Raw genomic sequence first — 22,615 nt, 5'->3', positions numbered from 1 at the left:
ACTAGTTATTTTCCAAGGCGGTGGCCCCGCTCAGAATGACCAAGGTCACTATCTAGTCGTTCGATCTTGTCCGGATTCGACGATCGCCAATTACTTCCTGGTTGCCCAACGGTTGGCACACATGCCGTCGTATTCGGGTAACGGCAGCGCGCACATTGCGCGTGTAGGCTTCAGACGTCGTACTCGTCGTGGCGGCGATTCCAGACATACGGCTCAGTCTGCGGCCAGCCTTCGGGAGAGTCTTCCCAGGTTTCTTGACGGCCAAACGGGGTCAGGTCTAGGTATGTCCAAAGACTGCCGAGATATTCGACACCACGCGCGCCGGTATAATAGGTGCGGTAGATGTCATTTCCGTCGCGAATAAAAACACTTACACCGTGCCTCTCGCCTTTATCTGTTGTTGCACCAAAATCGAAGTTGAAGTCGCTCTCGTAAGACGAATACCACGGGATAGGAGTAGCCCAGCCCATCCGCAATCTATACTGTTTGAGCTTTTCCCTTGGTGCGCGTGACACCAAAACCAATGAGGTATCGCGCGCATGCAAATGGGCCGGATGAGTCATGGCATCTACAACCCAGGAGCAACCGTCACAGCCCGCCTTCCACTCCGGGGCAAACATGAAATGATAAACAATGAGCTGACGACGCCCTTCAAACAGATCGATTAAGGACGCTTCGCCGTTTTCTCCCTGGAACGTATAGTGCTTAGCCACCTTAACCATTGGCAGCCTCCTACGCTCAGCGTTCAGTGCATCCCTTGCTCGGGTTAGTTCTTTTTCTTTTACGAGAAGCTGGCCCAGCGCTACTTTCCATTCGTCTGAAGAAACGACCTCCGGTAGCGGTTGCTTATTTGTTGTCATTACCTGAGCCTCCTATTTGTTCAATGTGGTTGGCGAGCCAATACCCGGCTTCAAGGCGGGCTTGTAGCCGCAGAGCGGCGGAAAAGGCGTCCCAGCCCCGAAGGGGGCGGCAACAGCCGATTGTTACGTTTCAGTACCAGACCAACCCTTTATAGGGCGACTGCTCCAGCCCAGCTAAGCGGGTTGCCAACGTTCCACAATGAAGCTCTATACGATGGCCGTTCGGATCAAGCAGATAAAGGGAGCCCCCTTCACTGGTATTTTGCTTCCATTCCTTGATCTCAGCTTGTTGCAGCCTAGCGTGCAGCTCGGCAAGCTCGCTTTCGCCGATACTGAATGCCACATGAGTGTAGTCATTGGCGGGTTCTGGTTCTCCAACGCTTAGGCATATCCACGTATCGCCCGCGGTTAAATAAGCGCCTTCGTCCCAGGTTACATGCAGCTTCATTCCCAGCAAGTCACGATAGAACTCGATTGAAGAGCTCAAATTCCTGACGGCAAAGGTGATGTGATTGATGCCCGTGATCATGTGGCTGATCCTAAAACTTAACGTCACGTACGCCGGCGCGAGTTTGCGAGCGTCCGGCAGTGGGAGGCTGCGTAGTGCTGCGCTTGGTTATGTGTTGGCCGCCATCACCCTAGCTCAACAGATTGAGCTGCCAAGACACCCAGTTCTAGATCTGGCCAGGATGCAGTCCCAGTTCTTTGGCGACAGACGCTGCTGTGTTGCCTGGCTGATCCGCTCGACGTACGGCTTCCCTGCGAAAATCCTCAGTATATGCATGCCGCTTCTTGGTCATGATGCTCCTCCTGCTAGGGGCTACCCAACTATAGAAGGTGTCTACTGCTTTTGGGTAACTCGGACACATAACGCCGTGCCGCGAAGCGGCGCCGGCTTGAATGGATTGTTAGCTACTCACCCGCGATGGATGATTAAGAGCCTCAATCACTCCATTGATGTGGGAGCGATCTTTATTAGTGAGTGCCTGTGTTTCTCCAGATGAACTGTTTAGAACAACAACCCAAATGATTCCTTCGTCACCATTACCCAATGCTAAGGGGCGGGCTTTAGCCCGTCCCAGTGTGCGAAGGATTTGAGACAGGTGTTATGTATTTGTTGGCTCATTAAATAGCACCCTGTTTGAAAACGGGTCTATTACCGTAAAACAACGATCACCCCATGGGGCCTGCTCAATTACCGGCTTACTGTACTGATACGGGCGGGAAGTAACCTCGTGATAAAGAGCTTCGAGGTCACTTACGTTGACAAACACCTTGCTTCCAGGCGTGCAATCGCCCGAATGCTCGCTGAGATGGAAGACAAGATTCCCCTTTGACACCTGCATATATATCGGGAAATTGGCCTCAAAGCGGTGCTCCCAGTCCAGACTCATACCTAAAAATTCGAGATAAAACTCTTTTGCTTTTCCTTCATCGAAAATGCGCAAGATAGGTATTGTTTGAAATTCCATGCTCATTCCTCGATAAAACATGATGCTGTCAACACGCGCAGCTTTAAAGTGTAGCCGAAGCCGCAACGGAGAAGCTGTTGCTGTGATTGGCTTGGTTAGCGACCACTATAGTCTCCGGATCGCCGCAGTTGCTGTTGCGGTAGCCACGACTCGACCTTCCTGAGAAAGCTCTCCAGACAGAAAACAAATATCTTTTCCTCTTTTCACAACACGCCCAATTCCACTGAGCTTGCCAATCTTTGCAGCAGAGATGAACTGGACGTTAAGGTGCAAAGTAGGAGCAAATTCTCCAGCCGCCAGTTGAGACGCTAAAGCTGGCCCCATGGTGTCATCCAACATCGCAGACAGAAAACCGCCCTGGATATTCCCCGCGGGATTCGTGAATTCCTGCTTGCCATCAAATTCGGCTTCTAGTTCGCCAGTTGCAATATCCAATTTTATAATAGTCATACCCAAAGTCTTTGCAGCGGGCGGTTCTGGTAAATCGCCTGCCTGAATCCGCCAGAAAAACGCTTCAGAATCCACGATGCCTCCTAGTTTGTCTCGCTAACGCATAGCACACGGGCGACTATCCGCGTAGCAGACTGGTATCCCAGCGGTCGTAGGCCGCGAGTGCTGCGTGTTGTTAGGCCACACCGTACAATCGACCGGGCTGCTTGCTAGTAAAAACCGCCAATTGAGCGTCAAACGCGCGCTTGTAGGCGGGCCGTGCTTCGCCGCGGGCGACATAGGTGGAGAGGTTCGGATAGTCCTTCAAAATACCCGTTCCTTCCAACCTCCGCAGCACCAGCACCATCAAGAGGTCGCCGCCGCTGAATGCACCGTCGAGCCAGTCAGTTGCCCCTAGCCGGATGGAGAGATCGTTTAACCGCGCGCGAACACGCTCCTCGATGATAGGCAGACGCTCCTCGTACCAAGGCTTGCCGTGCTCCTGGTAAAGAACCTGCTCGCGCTCGACGATTGGCGGTTCCACGGTATTGAGCGCGGCAAACATCCATGTGATCGCCCGCGCCCGCGCATTCGCGTCCTCCGGCAGCAAGCCCGCATGGCGTTCGGCGATATGAAGTATGATCGCGCCCGACTCAAACAGAACAAGATCGCCTTCTTCATAGGTCGGAATCTGGCCGAAAGGATGAAGCTTACGATGCGTGGGTTCCTTCATCGATTTGAACGAAACAAGACGAACGTCGTAAGGCTGGCCCACTTCCTCGAGCGCCCAGCGAACGCGCATGTCACGCGCCAGTCCCTGCCCCTCATCCGGTGAGCTTTCAAAGGCTGTAATGGTCGGGATCATTGGAATGACTCCCAGTTGATTGAGGGTCTGAGTGCACTGGCTCGTACGGCCTAACGTAAAGCGGTCGGCTGGAGCGCGATGTTATGTGCGTTCACTTCAGGTTGTTGGATCTTTCGGCGGTATCGCCGCCGGGTCCATCCACATTGCCTCCCAGACGTGATTGTCGGGATCAGCGAGGTTACGGTTATACATAAAACCAAGATCCTGAACGGGATTGATATCTGCGGTTCCGCCATTTGCGGCAGCCGCCTCGTTCATGGCATCGACGGCCTCGCGACTGTCGCACGACAGGGCAAGCATCACTTCGCTAGACGTTGTTGGTGGGATTGGACGACTGGTAAAGGTGCGCCACTTGGCATGCGTGAGCAGCATGACATTGATCGTCTCGCTCCATACCATGCAAGCAGCCGTATCGTCAGTGAAATGCGGGTTATTCTCAAAGCCGATGGATTTGTAGAATGCCATCGATGCATCAAGGTCAATTACGGGCAGGTTCACGAAAATCATTCGGGACATTGTTCACTTCCTCCAGGCTACTGAAATAGCGACAGCTCAATACGCGGTCTTCTGGTAGTCGAACAGGAAGTCGTGATTTCGACAGGAACGAGAAAATATTCTGCACTTCATCGGGAAAGTGACCCGACTACAAAACGTGCTCCCCTGCTGCACTGACCTATATACGACTAGAGCTGCCATAGCCCATGGTCATTGCCGCCTTGGAGGTAGATGGCGAAGGTCCCGTGGCCGGGTATCTCCATGGGCGGAACGGCGATCTGTCCGCCTGCCTCAACTACAGCGGAAACAGCGGCTTCGATGTCTTCTACTAGCCAGTAGGGACGCACTACCGGATCCTCTGTCTCACGCAAGGGCGCACGTACCCCAACAAGTCCGCCGCCCGCCAACGGGGCGGTGCGTGCGTTGCCGAGCCCGGCGTCTGGCTTGCCGAACTCCACGCCGTTCATTGCGGCGTACGCAGCACACACCGCATCTACGTCCTTGGTCACAATCTCAAGATACTGGATCTGCATGGTTCTTACCCCGGGTTGATGACGAAGCTCTAACGCCTGTATTAAGCCGTGCCACGAAGTGGCATCGGCTTGAATGAATTGTTAGGCCCCGCCGTCAATCTCGGCGAGGATTGACCGCATGAACGAGTCAATTTCCAATCCGTACGGCTGATATGGGTCTCGAGCCATTGATGGGTTTATATCGATAACAGAAGAAAGCCAGATAACGAGGTCGCGAAACGCTAGCTCGACCTTCTCCCGAGTTGGAGTAGCGTGAAGCCCTGAGTTGAAAAGTTCGATGAGGCGGTCTACCTCCTTTCCAAGAATCTTCAGGTGGTCAGCTGGTGCGTCGGTGCTAGAAAGAGCTTTCTCAATGTACGCCCAAAGGCGATTTTTGTACTGAGCGGGACCAACTTTGCGTCCGTCCCAGTCAACCTCTTGAGGAGGAAACAGAGCGTCTGCGGTTCGTTCGAGCAGCCGTCTACCCGAAAGAGCCGCTTGAGCATAGTCTTCTTCAGTCTCTGCTCGTTCTAGTGCTCGCGCCGCCGCTGCTAATGCATCAAACAGTTTTGGATGGAGCTCTTCTAGGCTGTGCGCAATTGCCGACGCATCATCATCGCTTAAGGCAGGTAGCCTGGAGCAGAAGGACTTAAATGACTCTACCCTCTTGAAATGTTCCAGAGAGTCATAATTGTCGAAGATTGTCCGACGAGCACCTTGGTCCTCGTACTCAACTTCAAAGCCCTCTCGTTCAAATGCCTCCTTCGAGCAAACATCGGGATCTTCGTTATGACCCATGTCATAGAAGATGGCGCACCTTGTTCCCGTCAGCCTGTACATCTCGATCAAGCTGTTTCGGAAAAACTGAAGATGAAGCGGCCAAGAGAAAAAAACATCCATGCAGCCTAAGTAAAAATCAGTAGACTGCAGCTTATGGTTTAGCTTTTCCGCTGCGGCCTGCGTCATATTCTGAAACAACCAACAGTAGACAGTCGCAGTAGCGTATGTCGCCTCCAGTTGAGTCTTTTTGAGCCGGGCGAATGAGACGGGCACATACACAGCGCGACATAGTTTGCCGAGAGCGCCGTAAGTCCGGTCTTTACTTTGAGACACCGCACTGAAAGTGAGGATGTCACCTACGGAAACTCGCATCGAGCGCGATTCCCCTTGTAGGACATTCGCACCTAGAACCAAGTCCATCACCGGGCCGCCGTAGTAGCCTCCCAAGTCTGGATGATCTGAATTGAAGAGAAACGCTACGTTCATGAGGCCTCGATTGGATAACGCGGGGGTCTAACAATTAAGCTAAGGGGCGGGCTTCAGCCCGTCCCAGTGAGCGAAGTGAGCGATTTGAGCGCATTGTTAGGAAACAACACGCGTACAATTACAGTTCTGAATAGTAACGATCAATCTCATATGCAAGAGCCATGAGGTGTTCATAGCCATCGGCCCATTCTCCGATGCCACGACTAAAACCTAATCCAGCGCCATCAGATGGGCGGGGTAGTTGACTTGTGCGTACCGACTCTAAATACCCAGTCATTGCTGAAATGGCTTCATTCGTTGAGTCAACTAGCCACACAGGCCCATTTGATTCCGCGCTTTCTTGGATGCGACGGCATTCATCCATCGCACTTTGAATCAACTGTCCAAGATGAAGATCGCATGCATCCATGCTTTGGTTCCTAACGCGTGGCTTTGCGGCGTGCCGGAGCGCAGCGTAGGTACGTCCGCCAACCGCCATTGGTTAGGCTGACATTTACCACAGTCACGACTTGGATCCCAGGAGATAATCTACCGTCGCTGACATAACCAGCCTACCTTCTTGGCCAAACGTCTCTAAATTGCACCTTAGAATGCCGTAGCCCTTTCCGGCCTTGGGTGGGCTCTTCGCTAGGACAGTGACACGAACGCTCAACTCGTTGGGCAGTGTAACCGGACGATGCCAACGGACATTCTCCATTCCTGATGCTCCGGTCATGGCGGTGTGGACTAGAAAGCCATCCACGACGATGGATGCGGTTAGCGAAAGGGTATGAAGACCGCTGGCAATCAACTGGCCATACATTGATTCCGCGGCATGTTCTTGGTCGAGGTGCACGGGAAGACGGTCGAATTCATTGCAAAAGCGCAACGAGTCTTCCAGCGTAATCTGCCGCGGGCCAAAGGTCTGAACCTCACCCACGCGAATTTCCTCGAAATACCTCATGCGATTCCTCGTCTACCTAACGATTAAGCTAAGGAGCGGGCTTTAGCCCGTCCCAGCGAACAGCGTGAACATTCTAAGCACGTGTTATACGGGTGCTCACAGCCTTGCTTCCAGCTTTTGGCGTTTTCCCGCAAGCTCTTCTTTCGCTGTTTTTACATTTTTTAACCGAGAGAGAGATTTAAAGTATGAAAAACAGCCTGCGGAAGCAGCCCCCCAAGCCCCAACCGCAAACATGTAAACAAACTTTTCGAGCGGTGCAGGAAACGGAATCAGATTTGTTGCAAGCACCAAAGAACCTGACAATAAAACTATAAATAATGAAAGTGAGAAAACCCGGAACCCTGAGCGAATTAACTCAATGTTTCCCTTGCCAATTTTATCGATAAATTTTTCTTCGAATTCCAGCTCCGCAATAGCAGACTTTATTCGTTTCTCCCGTCCACGGAGATACCAAGCGAAAACGAGGCTGCCCAAGAAAGAGGTAAACACTGAAATAACAAGAACGCCTAGAGAAACCTGTTGATCCATGGTAATTCCTTTCCGTATAACGGCGCATTCAGCGGCTTGTCCGCTGCAATGCCTTGTTAGAAATTCACTCTCCGCATTTTCAGCCTCAAAAAAAATGAGCTGTTATCTTCAAAATCCCAGATATTATAAAAATACTCAACATAATATTCCAGAAACCAAATTTTGGCTTCTGGGACACTTTATCTTCTTCCCCCCTTCTATGAGATCCAGCTTCATGAGTATCCTTTTCACTCCACTCAAGCCAGTCCTTTAGCTTTCGGGCGATATACAAGCCCTCATCGGTAATTCGAACCCCTTCCATAACATTGAATACAACGAGCCCGTTTTCTTCCAAGCTCGTGCATTCAATATTAACTTGATCGAGAGAAACACCTGTTTGCTCCGTAACGAGATCTAAATCAACCCATACTTCATTGCCTAGAGATCGAGTAGCGTGCAGTAAAAACAACATTATAGATACCGCAGCACTGCTCGTTGGCAAAGCTGGATTTCTCACTTTCTCGTCTCGAAGTTTCTGATAATATCTGATCTGTTGCATAGGATTTAGCGAGCAAAACAAAAAAGACCTCCTTTATACAATCATAAGATCACTTAAAGAATTGATAACGTGGAGCTCAGCGGCGCCCGCTGATGGGCGTCTGTTGCAGCGAAGGGTTAGAGCGCTTCGGAACACTGAGACCCATCATAAGGCTCCAATTTGATACCAGCGCTTCAAAGACCGTAGCTACATATTCGCGGTCCTCATGTGCGAAAACTACCGTCGGATACCAATCGTTGAAGCAGCCATTTCCACCCAGCGGCACTGCCTGAAATGCCTTGATCGCCGTCCCCATGTCGCGCCGCTATGCATTGACGAACACATTCGAGGTGTCGACTTCCGTACTGGTGATCGATACAAAACTTCAGCAGTGCACGTGCCGCCGGGAGTTGGACGTGAATGTGAATGTCCGTCATTGGCTCGCCCATTTGATTTGCGCTTTAACGTTTCAATCAGCCGCTGCTTTAGCAGTCGGCTGCATTGCCTTGTTCAGTTTCGCGACCACTCTTAAAAGCTCATTCTTGAAATTCTCGGCCTCCCTGCCGAAATGAGCCTCACGATGATGATTTGGACAGAGAGCAATAACATTGGAAACAGTATCGCTCCCACTTTCAGATAGTGGTTGTATGTGGTGCGTCTCCAAATACACGGCCCCAGCTCGCGTTTCAAAGCCTTTGACGCCACACCATTCACATTTTCCTCTGGCCCTTTCCAACACATAGTTTCGGACTTGGGGGCTCCTTTCAAATACGTGCCCCGTAGCCTCCTTTCTTTTTGCTTTGCCTTCTGGGAGTTCAAAATGCTCGAACTGATCAACGTACTTTGGTGACGGCTGACCACGCACAAGGAGGCAGTCGCCACTGTCATCGTAGGACCGCAGGTGCCATATTTCAGAGTCGAGAAAACGAGCTTCCGCAGTAGACTTTGTAAGATCTAATTTTTGCTCGCGTTGGACCCCATCACAGATGACTACTCTTATTGGCCAGCCAGCCCTATCTGCTTTTTGGAGGGAGAAGTCCATTTTTATCGCTCGCCTAGACTGCCCTGAACTACTCACGTTGTTGGCGACCTTTCGCATGTTTAATCTCTGGACAATATCGCCATCAAGATACTCAAGATACTCAAGATACTCAAGATTGTCATACCACAGATTAAGAACGATCAGCTCTTTACTTGTGTTCTCGTAAGACCACTCATAACAGTATTTAGGATTGGAGGCGGCCTTCTCTTCACCACCCTTAAAATTGGCCCAATCACTTACATCAATACCAGCTTCGGAAACGAGGTCCATAACGCGCAGACGAACTTCTGGTTTAAGATCTTCAATGTTCATCTAGACCTCAATTTACAACTGAACAGTGATTAGACCGCATGCGGCACTAATACATAATAATGACTGCGATATAACTCCGGGCAAGCGGAATCACACACCCTATGAAAACCTTTAAAAACCAATATGTTACGCATGACCAGCCTCCCTCCTGCTGTAATCGCTTGAACACATGGACTGCCTAGCTCTTAAACCTCGCCTGAGGGACCAGTTCCGCTCGGTGATGCGCCGACAACTACAGCATCCGTACAGAAAAAAGCTATTGGTACTGGATCCGCTATTTCATTCGCTTCCATGGGATGCATCACCCCCTTGAACTGGGTACATCCGATGTAAACGCGTTTCTCAGGTGGCAGTTGCGACGCAAAATCTGGCTTTGAATGCCATCGTGTTTCTGTATGCGCGTGTTCTTGAGCAGCCTCTCGGTGAGATCGCTGTTCAGAGCCCACTGGGGTAGCATTTCGATAGTTCCGGGAACGCTACCGCCCTACCCCTCGCCTCCGAGCATTAGCGTTATGTTTGGGAGGGAAATGATGGCTGTCCGATGCCTCTGGAGGAGAGTCTGCTATCCCTGTTTGGCTTAACCATAATGCAGGCATGTGGCCATTTCAATGACGTTACGGGCATCTGGTGATTTCATAGCCTATGCCGCGATCTTCGTTGAGCAGGTTGCTTGCTTCTTCGTAGCCGAGCTCTTTGGCTTTCTGCACATCGCTGGCGGCGATTTCGTGAAGATGGATGCCCAGGGTTGGGGCGCCGCAGACGGTTATTACGGCCATGCCGGTTTGAATCGCGCAGTTTGAGGTGACGGCTTTAATGCCGGCGTTGGTGAGTTGATCGATGCTGTCGGCTAAGGACGTGATAGCGGGCTCGCACTGTTTGTTGCCGTCGGGTTTGTAGACGTGGGTGGTTTGGGTTGTGCAGGCGGTTAGGAGGAGGAGCGAGGCTATGAGGGTTGTTGTTTTCATGGGTAGATTTCTTGTCTGTTGATGTCTGGAAGTAGTGTAGTTGTTCTGGGAGGACTTCTGGTTGCTTTCCCCCTCTCCCCCACGAGGGCAGGGGGAGCAAAAATGCCCTACTGACAGAATGTGCATACAAAAATCCCGGCGCGTGGCCGGGATTTTTTGTTGGTGCGGGTTGGTTGTTAGCCTACCCAGACTCTTGCATTACGGAACATACGCATCCAGGCGCCGTCTTCGCTCCAGTCATCGGGGTGCCAGGAGTTTTGTACGGTGCGGAAGACCCGTTCCGGGTGCGGCATCATGATGGTGACGCGGCCGTCGCGGGAAGTCAGGCCGGTGATGCCGCGGGGGGAGCCGTTGGGGTTGGCAGGATAGCGGTCAGTCATGCGGCCGTGGTTGTCGACGAAACGCAGGGCCACCGTGCTGTTGGCTTCACAGGCATCTACGGCTGCGCTGTCGGCAAACTCGGCAAAGCCTTCGCCGTGGGCGATGGCGATCGGCATGCGTGAGCCGACCATGCCACTGAGGAAGACCGACGGCGATGGCTGTACTTCGACCATGGCCACCCGCGCTTCGAACTGCTCGGAGCGGTTGCGTACAAAACGTGGCCAGTGCTCGCTGCCGGGAATCAGTTCGCGCAGGTTGGACAGCATCTGACAGCCGTTGCACACACCCAGGCTGAAGGTGTCCGGGCGGGCAAAGAAGTCGGTGAAGGCCTGACGTGCCTGCTCGTTGAACAGGATCGATTTGGCCCAACCTTCGCCGGCACCCAGCACGTCACCGTAGGAGAAGCCGCCACAGGCGACCAGACCGCGGAAGTCGGCCAGATCGACCCGACCGCTGAGGATGTCGCTCATGTGTACGTCGATGGCAGTGAAGCCCGCGCGGGTAAACGCGGCGGCCATCTCTACCTGGCCGTTGACGCCCTGCTCGCGCAGGATGGCAACCGCCGGGCGCATGCCGGTATTGAGGAAGGGCGCGGCGACGTCTTCATTGATGTCAAAGCTGAGCATGGCTTGCAGGCCGGGGTTCTTGTCGTCGGCCAGACGCTCGTGCTCCTGGTCGGCGCACTCGGCGTTGTCACGCATGCGCTGGATATGCCAGCTGGTTTCGCTCCAGGCCTGTTGCCAGTCGGCGCGGGTACCAGACAGCACGTCTTCATCGGCATAGTAGAAGTCCAGCTGCTGCTCGACTTTCGGCTGGCCGATCACGGCACTGCAATCACCCAGGCCGGCGGCAGCCAGTTGGCTGAGTACGGCTTCGGTATCGTCCTGGCGCACCTGAATCACCGCGCCCAGCTCTTCGTTGAACAGGGCAGCGGGCAGGTCGCTGGCGTTATCGGCCAGTACATCCAGATTGATATCCACGCCGCAATGGCCGGCAAACGCCATTTCCGCGACGCTGGCCAGCAGGCCGCCGTCGGAGCGGTCGTGGTAGGCCAGCAACAGATCATCCTGGTTCAGGCCCTGGACCACGGCGAAGAAGGCTTTCAGGTCTTCGGCATCATCCAGATCCGGAGCCTGCTGGCCGATGCGGTTATATACCTGTGCCAGCGCGGAGCCGCCGAGGCGGTTCTGGCCACGGCCGAGGTCGATGAGGATCAGGTCGGTGTCGCCCTGATCGACGCGCAGTTGCGGGGTCAGGGTACGGCGTACGTCCTGCACCGGGGCAAAGCCGGTCACGATCAGCGACATGGGCGAGGTAACGCTCTTGTCCTGACCTTCATCGCTCCAGCGGGTCTGCATGGACATGGAGTCTTTGCCCACCGGCACGGTAATGCCCAGCTCGGGGCACAATTCCATGCCGACGGCCTTGACGGTGTCGTACAGACGCGCGTCTTCGCCAGGGTGACCGGCAGCGGCCATCCAGTTGGCAGACAGGCGGATGTCGGACAGCTTGTCGATCCGTGCAGCAGCCAGGTTGGTGACGGTTTCGGCAACCGCCATGCGACCGGAAGCCGGGGCGTCGAGCAGGGCCAGCGGGGTGCGCTCGCCCATGGCCATGGCTTCACCGGTGTGCACATCGAAGCTGGTGGCAGTAACGGCGCAATCAGCGACCGGTACCTGCCAGGGACCGACCATCTGGTCGCGGGCGACCAGGCCGGTAATGCTGCGATCACCAATGGTGATCAGGAAGTTCTTGCTGGCCACGGCCGGCAGGCGCAGCACGCGCAGGGCAGCTTCTTCCAGCGCTACGCTGGTGGCGTCGAAGTCGTCGCCCTGCTCTGCTTCGCGGTTGACGCTGCGGTGCATGCGCGGCGGCTTGCCGAGCAGGACGGACAGCGGCATGTCGACCGGCTGATTGTCGAAGTGGCTGTCGTTAAGCACCAGCAGCTGTTCTTCGGTGGCTTCACCGACCACGGCGAAGGGGCAGCGCTCGCGTTCGCAGATGGCCTGGAAACGCTCGAAGTCGGCGTTCGGCACGGCCATGACGTAGCGTTCCTGGGATTCGTTGGACCAGATTTCCAGCGGGCTCATGCCCGGCTCGTCATTCGGTACGTTGCGCAGTTCGAAACGGCCACCGCGGCCACCATCGTTGACCAGTTCGGGGAAGGCGTTGGACAACCCGCCCGCGCCCACGTCGTGGATAAAGGCGATGGGGTTCTTGGCGCCCAGCTGCCAGCAACGGTCGATGACTTCCTGGCAACGGCGTTCCATTTCCGGGTTTTCGCGCTGCACGGAGGCAAAGTCCAGGTCTTCGGCACTGCTACCGGTGGCCATGGACGAAGCCGCGCCGCCGCCCAGACCGATCAGCATGGCCGGGCCGCCGAGCACAACCAGCTTGGCGCCAACCGGAATTTCGGCTTTCTCGACGTGATCAGCGCGGATGTTGCCCAGACCGCCGGCGATCATGATCGGCTTGTGGTAACCACGGATTTCCGGGCCACGGGGCGATTGTACGGTCTGCTCGAAGGTACGGAAGTAACCGGTCAGCGCGGGACGACCGAATTCGTTGTTGAACGCGGCGCCGCCGAGCGGGCCGTCGATCATGATCTGCAGCGGCGTGACGATGCGACCCGGCTTGCCGTTGTCCTCTTCCCAAGGCTGTTCGAAACCGGGAATGCGCAGGTTGGAGACGGTAAAGCCCGTCAGGCCTGCCTTGGGCTTGCCGCCACGGCCAGTCGCGCCTTCGTCCCGGATCTCGCCACCGGAGCCGGTGGAGGCGCCGGAGAACGGAGAAATGGCGGTCGGATGGTTGTGGGTCTCCACCTTCATCAGGATGTGAATCTGTTCCTGATGCGAGCGGTATTCTTCGGTGCCGGGCTCGGGGAAGAAGCGACCACCGACAAAACCCTCGATCACCGCAGCGTTGTCCTTGTACGCGGACAACACGCCTTCGCTGCGCATCTGGTAGGTATTCTTGATCATGCCGAACAGGCTTTTTTCCTGCGCTTGGCCGTCAATGTCCCAGCTGGCATTGAAAATCTTGTGCCGGCAATGCTCGGAGTTGGCCTGGGCGAACATCATCAGTTCGACGTCGCTGGGGTTGCGCCCCAGGTCGGTGAAGCTTGCTACCAGATAGTCGATCTCGTCATCGGCGAGCGCCAGGCCCAGCTCGATGTTGGCCTGTTCCAGCGCGGCCTTGCCACCTTCCAGAATGTCCACGCGGTTGAACGGCTTGGGCTCGGTGTGGTGGAACAGCTGCGCAGCGGCTTCCACGTTGTCCAGCGCCAGCTCGGTCATGCGGTCATGCAGCAACGCCGTAACCTGCTGCAGCTCGGCGGCGCTCAGCTCACCACTGATGTAATAGGCGATGCCGCGCTCAAGGCGCGCGATGGCCTGCAGCCCGCAGTTATGGGCAATATCCGTGGCCTTGCTCGACCAGGGCGAGATGGTACCGAAACGCGGCACCACCAATACCAGCGTGCCAGCCGGCTCTTCGACCGCCACCCGCGGGCCGTACTTGAGCAGGCGATCCAGCACGGTCTGCTCCTGCTTCGCCAATTCGCCAATCAGGTCGGCAAAATGCATGAATTCGGCATACACACCACTCACGCCGGGGACCTGCTGTTGCAGACGAGCAAGCAGCTTGTTGCGACGGAAATCGGAAAGGACTGGGGCGCCACGCAGGATATGCATGTTGGTTTCGGCCTCGGAGATTTTTGGGAAAGTGAAAAAGAAGGCGCATAGGATAACCCATGCTGGGCGTTCGGGCTATTGTGCGGCGGGGCGCGGGCGACCAGCCGCATATCATCGTTGCCCTGTGACGATCCCGCTCTATTGCCGGGAGGCGGATTTACATATACTGAGCGCATGCCGAAAAACCGCCTTCGTCACACTGCTGTTCCCATCCTGGCCATCCTGTGCTCGGTGCTGCTGGTTGCCTGCGAACAACCCAGCCGACTGGAGCAGTTGCGCGAGGATGGCACCCTGCGCGTGGTTACCCGCAACACGCCGACCACCTATTACCAGGGCCGGCATGGCGATACCGGCCTGGAGTACGAGCTGAGCAAACGCTTCGCCGACAGCCTCGACCTGGAGCTGGAAATGATCACCAGCCCAACACTGGAGGATCTGTATCGGCAACTGGCGCAGGACAAGGGGCCACACCTGGCCGCCGCCGGGGTTACCGCCAACCCGGCCCGCGAGGATCAGGTGCAGTTTGCCGAAGCCTATCTGCAGGTCACGCCACAGGTAGTCTATCGCCGCGGTGATCGCCAGCCGCGGGGAATCGAGGACCTGTACGATCGGCGCATCCTGGTGCTCAAGGGCAGCACCCTGGCCGATCAGTTGCGTCAGCTGCAGGTCGAGCATCCGCAATTGATATTCGAGGAATCGGACAACCTGGAGGTCGTGGACCTGCTGCGCATGGTCAATGACGACGAGATCGATTTTGCGGTGGTCTATTCCAACGAGCTGATCGTCAATCAGGCGTTCTATCCCGCCGTGCATGTGGGGTTCGATCTCGCCCCGCCCCAGCCCATGGCCTGGGCGTTGCCCGGCGGTGAAGATGACAGCCTGCTGCTGGAAGTGAACCAGTTCTTCGACAGCATCCGCGCCGACGGCACCCTTGATCAGCTGCTGGAACGTTTCTACGGCCATGCCGATGTACTCGATTACGTCGGCGCCCGCGCCTTTGCCCGGCATATGCAGCAACGCCTGCCGCGGTTCGAGAAATTGTTCCGGCAGGCGGGGGATCAGCAAGGCATGGACTGGCGTCTGCTGGCGGCCATGGCCTATCAGGAATCGCTGTGGGATGTGGATGCCCGTTCGCCGACCGGCGTGCGTGGCCTGATGATGCTGACCCTGCCTACCGCCAAGTTCGTCGGCGTGACCAACCGGGTCGATCCGGCGCAGAGCATTGCCGGGGGCGCGCGTTATCTGGTGTGGGTGCGGGATCAGCTATCGACCGACATTCCCGAACCGGACCGCACCTGGTTCGCGCTGGCGGCCTATAACGTCGGTATCGGGCATCTGGATGATGCGCGCATTCTGACCCGCAACAATGGCCGCGACCCCAACCGCTGGATTGACGTAAAGGATCACCTGCCGCTGCTATCGAAAAAGCAGTGGTACAGCCAGACCCGCTACGGCTATGCCCGCGGTGGCGAGCCAGTGCACTATGTGCAGAACATCCGCCGCTACTACGAAATCCTTACCTGGGTGACCCAGCCGCAGGCGGAAACACCGCAGATGCCGGACGAGCAGTACCATGCGCCGGGGATTCTGGATCAGTTGCCACAGGGGATTTGAGCTCGGCAGGTGCGCTACACCCCGAGAAGCCACCTTGATTGTTCTCTGCTGTTACCGCTACTGCCGCCGCGCCCGAAAAAACTCCGTCAATATCTCCCCACACTCCTCCGCCAACACTCCTCCCTCCACCTGCACCCGGTGATTCAACCACGGCTGGTCCAGCACCTGGCTACGACTGATCACCGCGCCGGAGCGGGGCTCGCTGGCGCCGAAGACCAGGCGACTGATGCGGCTGTGGACCAGCAGACCGGAGCACATGGTGCAGGGTTCGAGGGTGACGTAGAGGGTAGTGCCGGGCAGGCGATAATTGGCGTCGCTGGCGGCAGCCTGGCGCAGGGCAATCATTTCGGCGTGGGCACTGGGGTCGTGACTGCTGATGGGCTGGTTGAAGCCGCGACCAATAATCTTGCCGTCGCGCACCAGAATGGCGCCCACCGGCACTTCGCCCAGTTCGGCACCTTTGCGCGCTTCGGCGATGGCCTCACGCATGAAATCGATATCAGCTGGTTTCATCTGGAATCTCTTGCCGCCCGTCTCACCTTCATGGACGGCAAGGATACACAATGATGCAGGGAAAATGGCGGGCATTGCTGCCCGCCGGAGGGATACAGCTTAGATCAGTGACCGCTCGCGCAGTAGTTCGATAACCTTGTCGACACTGGCCGCCAGATCCAATTCCGCGGTGTTGATGATCAGGTCAGCATCATCAGGGGCTTCGTAAGGATAGGAAATACCCGGAATGGTGCCCTCCTCCCCAGCGGCGTAGAGCCCGGACGGATCACGCGCCTGACATACTTCCAGCGGTGTATCCAGGTACACCATCAAGCAGCGATCCCCGAGGATATGCTTGGCGGTGGCGCGACTTTCCGCAGTGGGCGCGACGAAGGCGCCCAGCGCAATCAGACCGGCCTGATTCAGCTGGCGGGCAACACGGGCGCCTTTATGCAGATTCTCTGCCCGGCCTGCCGCATCACGTCCCAACCCCTTGCTCAGATCCTGGCGCATGGCTTTGCCATCCAGCACAAAGCAGGCGCGGCCGCGATCGAACAGGCGACGCTCTACGGCATAGGCCAGAGTACTCTTGCCGGCGCCCGACAGGCCGGTGAACAGCAGCGTCACCGGCTCCTGACCATAACGCACAGCGCGCTCGCTCGGCGTCACATGGGCAAACTCGCCATGCTGACCACCCGCAGTGTGCTGCTCCGCCTGCGCCTTGGCCACGATCATGCCGGCGCCGACGGTGCCGTTGGTCATGCGATCGACGACGATAAAGGCGCCCGTGGTGCGGTTGGCGCGGTAGTCGTCATAGGCAATGGGCCGTTCCAGCGCCAACTCGACCCGGGCGATCTCGTTCAGGGCCAACTCGCCGACTTCTTCATGGGCCAGGGTGTTCACATCCTGCCGGAAGTGAATCCGGGTAAAGGAGCCCGGGCTATAGCTGGTGGCCCGCTTGATGTCGTATTTGCGCCCCGGCTGCATTGGCTGCTCGGACATCCACACCAGGCTGGCTTCGAACAGGTCGCCAATCACCGGCTGGTTATCCACGTGGGCGAGCATGTCACCGCGGGAGATATCGATCTCGTCTTCCAGGGTCAGGGTCACCGCCTGGCCGGGCCCGGCAGCTTCCAGTTCACCATCGAAAGTGACGATGGATTTGACCCGACTGGTCTTGCCCGAGGGCAGTGCTACCAACTCGTCGCCCTTGTTCACCACACCGGAGGCGATGGTGCCGGCAAAGCCGCGGAAGTTGAGGTTCGGCCGGGTGACCAGCTGCACCGGGAAGCGCAGGTCGGTCAGATTGCGGTCCGCTGCCACTTCCACGGTTTCCAGAATTTCCATCAGCGAGGGGCCGGTATACCACGGGCTGCGCTCGCTGCGATTGACCACGTTGTCGCCCTTGAGCGCAGACATCGGGACAAAGTGAATCGAGCTCCCGGCCAGCGTGTCCAGGCCCTTGGCGAATTCGCTGTAGTCGGCGCAGATCTTGTTGTAGACGGTCTGATCGAAGTCCAGCAGGTCCATCTTGTTGACCGCAACGACGATATGCTTGATGCCCAGCAGCGAGGCAATAAAGCTGTGGCGGCGGGTCTGGGTCTGCACACCGTAACGTGCATCGATCAGGATGATCGCCAGGTCGCAGGTCGAAGCGCCGGTGGCCATATTGCGGGTGTACTGCTCATGGCCGGGGGTGTCGGCGATGATGAACTTGCGTTTGGCCGTGGAGAAGTAGCGGTAGGCTACATCGATGGTGATGCCCTGCTCACGCTCGGCCTGCAGGCCATCGACCAGCAGCGCCAGATCCACTTCTTCACCAGTGGTGCCGGACTTCTTCGAGTCGCGGGTGATGGCTTCCATGTGATCTTCGTAGATCATCTTGGAGTCATGCAGCAGACGACCGATCAGCGTGCTCTTGCCGTCATCGACGTTGCCACAGGTAAGAAAACGCAGCAGTTCCTTGCGCTCGTGCTGCCCCAGGTAGGCCAGGATGTCCTGGCTGATCAGATCAGATTGGTGACTCATTACATAATTCTCCGGGCGGGCGCTTAGAAATAGCCTTGGCGTTTCTTTTCTTCCATCGATCCGGCCTGATCATGATCGATCACGCGGCCCTGGCGCTCGGAAGTACGGGTCAACAACATTTCCTGGATGATTTCCGGCAGGGTCGCCGCGGTGGACTCCACGGCGCCGGTCAACGGATAGCAACCCAGGGTACGGAAGCGCACCATCTTCATTTCCGGGGTTTCGCCGGGGTTCAGCGGCATGCGCTCGTCATCGACCATGATCAGCGAACCGTCACGGTTGACCACCGGGCGCTCGGCAGCGAAGTACAGCGGCACGATCGGAATGCTTTCCAGATAGATGTATTGCCAGATATCCAGCTCGGTCCAGTTGGACAGCGGGAACACGCGGATGCTTTCACCCTTGTGCACCTTGCCGTTGTAGATGTTCCACAGTTCCGGGCGCTGGTTTTTCGGATCCCAGCGGTGATGCTTGTCACGGAAGGAGTAGACACGCTCCTTGGCCCGGGATTTCTCCTCATCCCGGCGCGCGCCGCCGAAGGCCGCATCGAAGCCGTACTTGTCCAGTGCCTGTTTCAGGCCCTGGGTTTTCATCACATCGGTATGCACCGCGCTGCCGTGAGTAAAAGGACCAACGCCCTGCGCCACACCCTCGGGATTCATGTGCACCAGCAGGTCCAGATCCATTTCCTCGACCATGCGTTCGCGGAAGCTGTACATCTCGCGGAACTTCCAGCCGGTATCCACATGCAGCACCGGGAACGGCAGGCGGCCTGGGTAAAAGGCCTTGCGCGCCAGGTGCAGCATCACGGCCGAATCCTTGCCGATGGAGTAGAGCATTACCGGGTTCTGAAATTCGGCGGCAACCTCACGGATGATATGGATGCTTTCAGCTTCCAGCTGTTTGAGATGGGTCAGTTTTTCCAGCATGGGCTACTCACGGTGAAGGAGGCATGAATAAGAATGCCGGCATTGTATCAAAGCCATCCCCTTCTAATAAGCAGCCCTTCGATACCTTTAAGTTATAAGCATATACGACCCAGTTCGACCCGATCCCGCTCAGACCGGGTTGTCAATATCGATGAATTCATGCTCGAGACCAAAGTGCTCCCCCAGGTGCTCGCCCAGTGCTTTCACACCGTAACGCTCGGTGGCATGGTGGCCGGCGGCGTAGAAATTGATCCCGCATTCACGGGCGATATGAATGGTGGGCTCTGAAACTTCGCCGGTAATGAAAGCATCCACACCCAACGCTACCGCCTTTTCGATATACCCCTGGGCAGCACCGGTGCACCAGGCGATACGCTTCACCGGGCGGCTATGGCCGCTGATGAACAGTGGCTCGCGCCCCAGGGCGATATTCAACTGCTGGGCCAGTTCGGCCCCGGAAACCGCCTCGCTCAGTTCACCCTGCAGGCCGATGGACCTTGGGTTGTCCGGCTCCAGCCCGCCAGTGATATGCCAGCCGAGCAGTTGTGCCAGTTGCACGTTATTGCCAAACTTGGCATGGGCATCGAGGGGCAGGTGATAGGCGACCAGGTTGATGCCGTGCTCCAGCAACGCCTTGATCCGCCGCTGTTTCAATCCGGTGATCGGAGCGGCTTCGCCCTTCCAGAAGTAACCATGGTGCACCAGCAGCAAATCAGCACCCCGCGCTGCGGCAGCTTCAATCAGTGCCTGACTGGCTGTTACTCCGGTGACGATCCGCTGGATATCGCTGCGCCCTTCCACTTGCAGGCCGTTGGGGCAATAATCCTGAAAGGCTCCCCTCTCCAGCAGATTGTTGCAATAAGCGACCAACTCGGAACATTGTGTCATTACGACTCTCCCCCAATGAAAAAAGGTTTTCGTGTGTCTGTTGCACAAGGATACAAGGTTGCAATACGTACCTGCACAATCCAAAAAATCTCCCTATAATGGCCGCTTCCGGACCATTCATCATGACCGCACTCCAGGTACCCCCAATGAAAGGTTTTTTGCGTAATCTGGGCTGGCCTGCCGTCTGTGGCCTGTTGATCGCCCTGCTGATCATTCAGCAATTCCCGCAATGGCTAGGGCTGCCGGCGCATTCGTCCTATCAAATGGCCCCCGCCCTGACGCTGCCCAGCAGCAATGGCGTGGTGTCCTACAGCGACGCCGTCAGCAAGGCCGCTCCCGCCGTGGCCAACATCTTCACTACCAAACAGATACCCAGTCGCAACAACAGTCCGTTCGACACCCCGACCCTGCGCGACTATTCCAATACCCTGCCCGCTCCGTCACGCCGCCAGTCCAGTCTGGGCTCAGCGGTAATCCTTCGCAGCGATGGCTACCTGCTGACCAACAACCATGTTGTTGCCGATGCCGACGAGATTCTCATCGCGCTGCGCGATGGCCGCGAAGCCATTGCCGAGTTGATCGGCACCGATCCCGAGACCGACCTCGCCGTACTCAAGATCAATCTGCCGGACCTGCCCACGGTGACCATCAGCACTGAAGAGCAGCAATCCACGGGCGACGTAGTCATGGCTATCGGCAACCCCTTCGGACTGGGGCAGACCGTGACCATGGGCATCATCAGCGCCACTGGCCGCAATCAGCTGGGCCTCAATACCTATGAGGACTTCATTCAGACCGACGCCGCGATCAACCAGGGCAATTCCGGTGGCGCCTTGATCGATGCCCATGGCCGGTTGATCGGTATCAATACGGCCATCTTCTCCCAGTCCGGTGGCTCCCAAGGCATCGGCTTTGCTATTCCCGCCCCCCTGGCGGTGAATGTGATGGAGGAAATCATCGAACGTGGCCGGGTGATCCGTGGCTGGCTGGGCGTGGAGGTGCAGCCGCTGACCAGCGATTTGGCCGAGTCCTTCGGTCTGGTCAAGACCGAAGGCATCGTGGTCTCCGGCCTGTATCGCAACGGCCCGGCCTGGTCCGCAGGCCTGCGGCCGGGGGATGTCATCCTGCGGATCGATGACGCGGCCATTACCAATGGCCGGCATGCGATGAATCAGGTCGCCCGTGCCAAGCCGGGCTCTCAGGTGCAGCTGGAAGTGCTGCGCAACGGCGAAGCCATGAGCTTCACCGCCGAGGTTGGCGTGCGGCCTACCCTCGGCTCCTGATATCTCAAAGCAGCGCGTCGAGGGCGCGCAGCAGCGCCTGGTTATGCTCCGGTGTGCCTACGGTGATGCGCAGGAACTGCTCGATGCGCGGCGCGCGGAAGTGCCGCACGATCACCTTCTGCGCCCGCAGCCCAGCTGCGAGTTCGTCGGCGTCGCGCTCGCCGTGTCGGGCCAGCACGAAGTTGGCGGCCGACGGCAGCACTTGGAAGCCGCGTTCTTGCAGTCCTTGGCTCAGGGCGTCCCGACTGTTGATCACCGCCTGGCAGGTCTGCTGGAAATACGCCTGATCCTCGAAGGCAGCCACCGCCCCGACAATCGCCAGGCGGTCCAACGGGTAGGAGTTGAAGCTGTTCTTGACCCGCTCCAGCGCCTCGATCAGATCCGCGTGCCCCACCGCCAACCCCACCCGCAAGCCGGCGAGCGAGCGTGACTTGGACAGGGTCTGGGTCACCAGCAGGTTGGGGTAGCGATTCACCAGCGCGATGGCCGTCTCGCCGCCGAAATCGATGTAGGCTTCATCTACCACCACCACCGAATCCGGGTTGGCCTGCAGAATCTGCTCGATGCCGGCCAGCGGCAGCAGCATGCCGGTGGGCGCGTTCGGATTGGGGAAGATGATGCCGCCGTTCTCACCCCGGTAATCCGCCGGGCGAATACTGAAATCCTCGGCCAAGGGCAGCGTTTGGGCCTCGATACCGTACAGACCGCAGTACACCGGGTAGAAGCTGTAGCTGATATCCGGCATCAACACCGGTTTGCCATGCTGGAACAGCGCATGGAAGATGTGCGCCAGCACTTCGTCCGAGCCATTGCCGACGAACACCTCGGCTGCGGTCACGCCGTAATAACTGGCAATGGTGTCTTTCAGCAGGTCGGCATTGGGCGCCGGATACAGCCGCAGGCTATCGTCCAGCTGGGCCCGGATGGCCTCGACCACCCTGGGCGACGGGCCGTAGGGGTTTTCGTTGGTATTGAGCTTGATCAGGTTGTCCAGCTTGGGCTGCTCGCCCGGCACGTAAGGCACCAGATCCTTTACAAAAGGGCTCCAGAAACGACTCACAGGTCAATCCTCGATTTGAAGCAAGCCGCAAGCTGCCGGCTT

General features: G+C 57.0%; 23 protein-coding genes. 3 read left to right on the top strand and 20 right to left on the bottom strand.

Annotation, left to right across the window (positions count from 1 at the left end; all coding sequences use genetic code 11):
* Positions 1-170: 170 nt before the first annotated feature.
* From QAO71_RS03340 to QAO71_RS03280, 13 genes are all read right to left on the bottom strand, one after another.
* Entirely contained in the window at positions 171-860 is a 690-nt protein-coding gene (locus tag QAO71_RS03340) for a DUF899 domain-containing protein (RefSeq protein WP_280165239.1), read from the bottom strand.
* 130 nt (positions 861-990) lie between these two features.
* Complete coding sequence (gene fos / locus QAO71_RS03335) at positions 991-1,389, bottom strand: fosfomycin resistance glutathione transferase (RefSeq protein ID WP_280165238.1); 399 nt, start codon at positions 1,387-1,389, stop codon at positions 991-993.
* A gap of 577 nt (positions 1,390-1,966) precedes the next feature.
* On the bottom strand, positions 1,967-2,332 hold the full coding sequence (locus QAO71_RS03330) for a glyoxalase superfamily protein (RefSeq protein WP_280165237.1): 366 nt from the start codon (positions 2,330-2,332) through the stop codon (positions 1,967-1,969).
* Positions 2,333-2,437: 105 nt separating this feature from the next.
* Positions 2,438-2,857: a PaaI family thioesterase gene (locus QAO71_RS03325; RefSeq protein WP_280165236.1), complete on the bottom strand. Its 420-nt coding sequence runs from the start codon at positions 2,855-2,857 to the stop codon at positions 2,438-2,440.
* A 100-nt stretch (positions 2,858-2,957) separates the two neighbouring features.
* On the bottom strand, positions 2,958-3,626 hold the full coding sequence (locus tag QAO71_RS03320) for a glutathione S-transferase family protein (protein WP_280165235.1): 669 nt from the start codon (positions 3,624-3,626) through the stop codon (positions 2,958-2,960).
* 96 nt (positions 3,627-3,722) lie between these two features.
* Positions 3,723-4,142 carry a VOC family protein gene (locus QAO71_RS03315; RefSeq protein ID WP_280165234.1) on the bottom strand — a complete coding sequence of 140 codons (420 nt, stop codon included), beginning with the start codon at positions 4,140-4,142 and terminating at the stop codon, positions 3,723-3,725.
* Positions 4,143-4,309: 167 nt separating this feature from the next.
* Positions 4,310-4,630, bottom strand: a complete 321-nt coding sequence (locus tag QAO71_RS03310) for a hypothetical protein (protein WP_280165233.1) — start codon at positions 4,628-4,630, stop codon at positions 4,310-4,312.
* Between the two features lie 105 nt (positions 4,631-4,735).
* Positions 4,736-5,899, bottom strand: coding sequence for a hypothetical protein (locus QAO71_RS03305; protein ID WP_280165232.1), 1,164 nt, complete (start codon positions 5,897-5,899; stop codon positions 4,736-4,738).
* Positions 5,900-6,017: 118 nt separating this feature from the next.
* On the bottom strand, positions 6,018-6,308 hold the full coding sequence (locus QAO71_RS03300) for a hypothetical protein (protein WP_280165231.1): 291 nt from the start codon (positions 6,306-6,308) through the stop codon (positions 6,018-6,020).
* A gap of 93 nt (positions 6,309-6,401) precedes the next feature.
* Positions 6,402-6,842, bottom strand: a complete 441-nt coding sequence (locus tag QAO71_RS03295; protein WP_280165230.1) for a MaoC/PaaZ C-terminal domain-containing protein — start codon at positions 6,840-6,842, stop codon at positions 6,402-6,404.
* A 96-nt stretch (positions 6,843-6,938) separates the two neighbouring features.
* Positions 6,939-7,370 (bottom strand): hypothetical protein, encoded by a 432-nt coding sequence (locus tag QAO71_RS03290; protein ID WP_280165229.1) that lies wholly within the window; start codon positions 7,368-7,370, stop codon positions 6,939-6,941.
* Between the two features lie 85 nt (positions 7,371-7,455).
* The gene (locus QAO71_RS03285) at positions 7,456-7,821 is read right to left on the bottom strand and encodes a hypothetical protein (protein WP_280165228.1); all 366 of its coding nucleotides are present in this window, start codon (positions 7,819-7,821) and stop codon (positions 7,456-7,458) included.
* A gap of 535 nt (positions 7,822-8,356) precedes the next feature.
* Positions 8,357-9,241, bottom strand: a complete 885-nt coding sequence (locus QAO71_RS03280; RefSeq protein WP_280165227.1) for an HNH endonuclease signature motif containing protein — start codon at positions 9,239-9,241, stop codon at positions 8,357-8,359.
* A 239-nt stretch (positions 9,242-9,480) separates the two neighbouring features.
* On the opposite strand from QAO71_RS03280, the gene QAO71_RS03275 reads away from it, so the two are divergent.
* Positions 9,481-9,618 (top strand): phage integrase N-terminal SAM-like domain-containing protein, encoded by a 138-nt coding sequence (locus QAO71_RS03275; protein WP_348273406.1) that lies wholly within the window; start codon positions 9,481-9,483, stop codon positions 9,616-9,618.
* Between the two features lie 237 nt (positions 9,619-9,855).
* Here QAO71_RS03275 and QAO71_RS03270 read toward each other — a convergent pair whose 3' ends face one another.
* On the bottom strand, positions 9,856-10,206 hold the full coding sequence (locus tag QAO71_RS03270) for a hypothetical protein (protein ID WP_280165226.1): 351 nt from the start codon (positions 10,204-10,206) through the stop codon (positions 9,856-9,858).
* Between the two features lie 176 nt (positions 10,207-10,382).
* Complete coding sequence (purL, locus tag QAO71_RS03265; RefSeq protein ID WP_280165225.1) at positions 10,383-14,279, bottom strand: phosphoribosylformylglycinamidine synthase; 3,897 nt, start codon at positions 14,277-14,279, stop codon at positions 10,383-10,385.
* Between the two features lie 174 nt (positions 14,280-14,453).
* Here purL and mltF point away from each other — a divergent pair, with 174 nt between their 5' ends.
* Entirely contained in the window at positions 14,454-15,893 is a 1,440-nt protein-coding gene (gene mltF, locus QAO71_RS03260) for a membrane-bound lytic murein transglycosylase MltF (protein WP_280165224.1), read from the top strand.
* A gap of 57 nt (positions 15,894-15,950) precedes the next feature.
* On the opposite strand, the gene tadA is transcribed toward mltF, so the two are convergent.
* The 4 genes from tadA to QAO71_RS03240 all read right to left on the bottom strand — a co-directional run bounded on the left by tadA (position 15,951) and on the right by QAO71_RS03240 (position 20,230).
* Positions 15,951-16,406, bottom strand: a complete 456-nt coding sequence (tadA, locus tag QAO71_RS03255; protein ID WP_280165223.1) for a tRNA adenosine(34) deaminase TadA — start codon at positions 16,404-16,406, stop codon at positions 15,951-15,953.
* Positions 16,407-16,505: 99 nt separating this feature from the next.
* Positions 16,506-18,413 carry a sulfate adenylyltransferase subunit CysN gene (gene cysN / locus QAO71_RS03250; protein WP_136869070.1) on the bottom strand — a complete coding sequence of 636 codons (1,908 nt, stop codon included), beginning with the start codon at positions 18,411-18,413 and terminating at the stop codon, positions 16,506-16,508.
* A gap of 23 nt (positions 18,414-18,436) precedes the next feature.
* Positions 18,437-19,342 carry a sulfate adenylyltransferase subunit CysD gene (cysD, locus tag QAO71_RS03245; protein WP_036992774.1) on the bottom strand — a complete coding sequence of 302 codons (906 nt, stop codon included), beginning with the start codon at positions 19,340-19,342 and terminating at the stop codon, positions 18,437-18,439.
* 129 nt (positions 19,343-19,471) lie between these two features.
* Positions 19,472-20,230, bottom strand: a complete 759-nt coding sequence (locus tag QAO71_RS03240; RefSeq protein ID WP_280165222.1) for a Nif3-like dinuclear metal center hexameric protein — start codon at positions 20,228-20,230, stop codon at positions 19,472-19,474.
* Between the two features lie 146 nt (positions 20,231-20,376).
* Here QAO71_RS03240 and QAO71_RS03235 point away from each other — a divergent pair, with 146 nt between their 5' ends.
* Positions 20,377-21,513, top strand: a complete 1,137-nt coding sequence (locus tag QAO71_RS03235) for a trypsin-like peptidase domain-containing protein (RefSeq protein ID WP_036992974.1) — start codon at positions 20,377-20,379, stop codon at positions 21,511-21,513.
* Between the two features lie 4 nt (positions 21,514-21,517).
* Here the strand turns inward: QAO71_RS03235 and hisC are convergent, their stop codons facing one another.
* Positions 21,518-22,573 (bottom strand): histidinol-phosphate transaminase, encoded by a 1,056-nt coding sequence (gene hisC, locus QAO71_RS03230; RefSeq protein WP_280165221.1) that lies wholly within the window; start codon positions 22,571-22,573, stop codon positions 21,518-21,520.
* Positions 22,574-22,615: the final 42 nt, after the last annotated feature.

The organism is Halopseudomonas sp. SMJS2, from assembly GCF_029866945.1.
Classification (GTDB): Bacteria; Pseudomonadota; Gammaproteobacteria; order Pseudomonadales; family Pseudomonadaceae; genus Halopseudomonas; species Halopseudomonas bauzanensis.
This window is presented reverse-complemented; position numbering and strand designations above follow the sequence as displayed.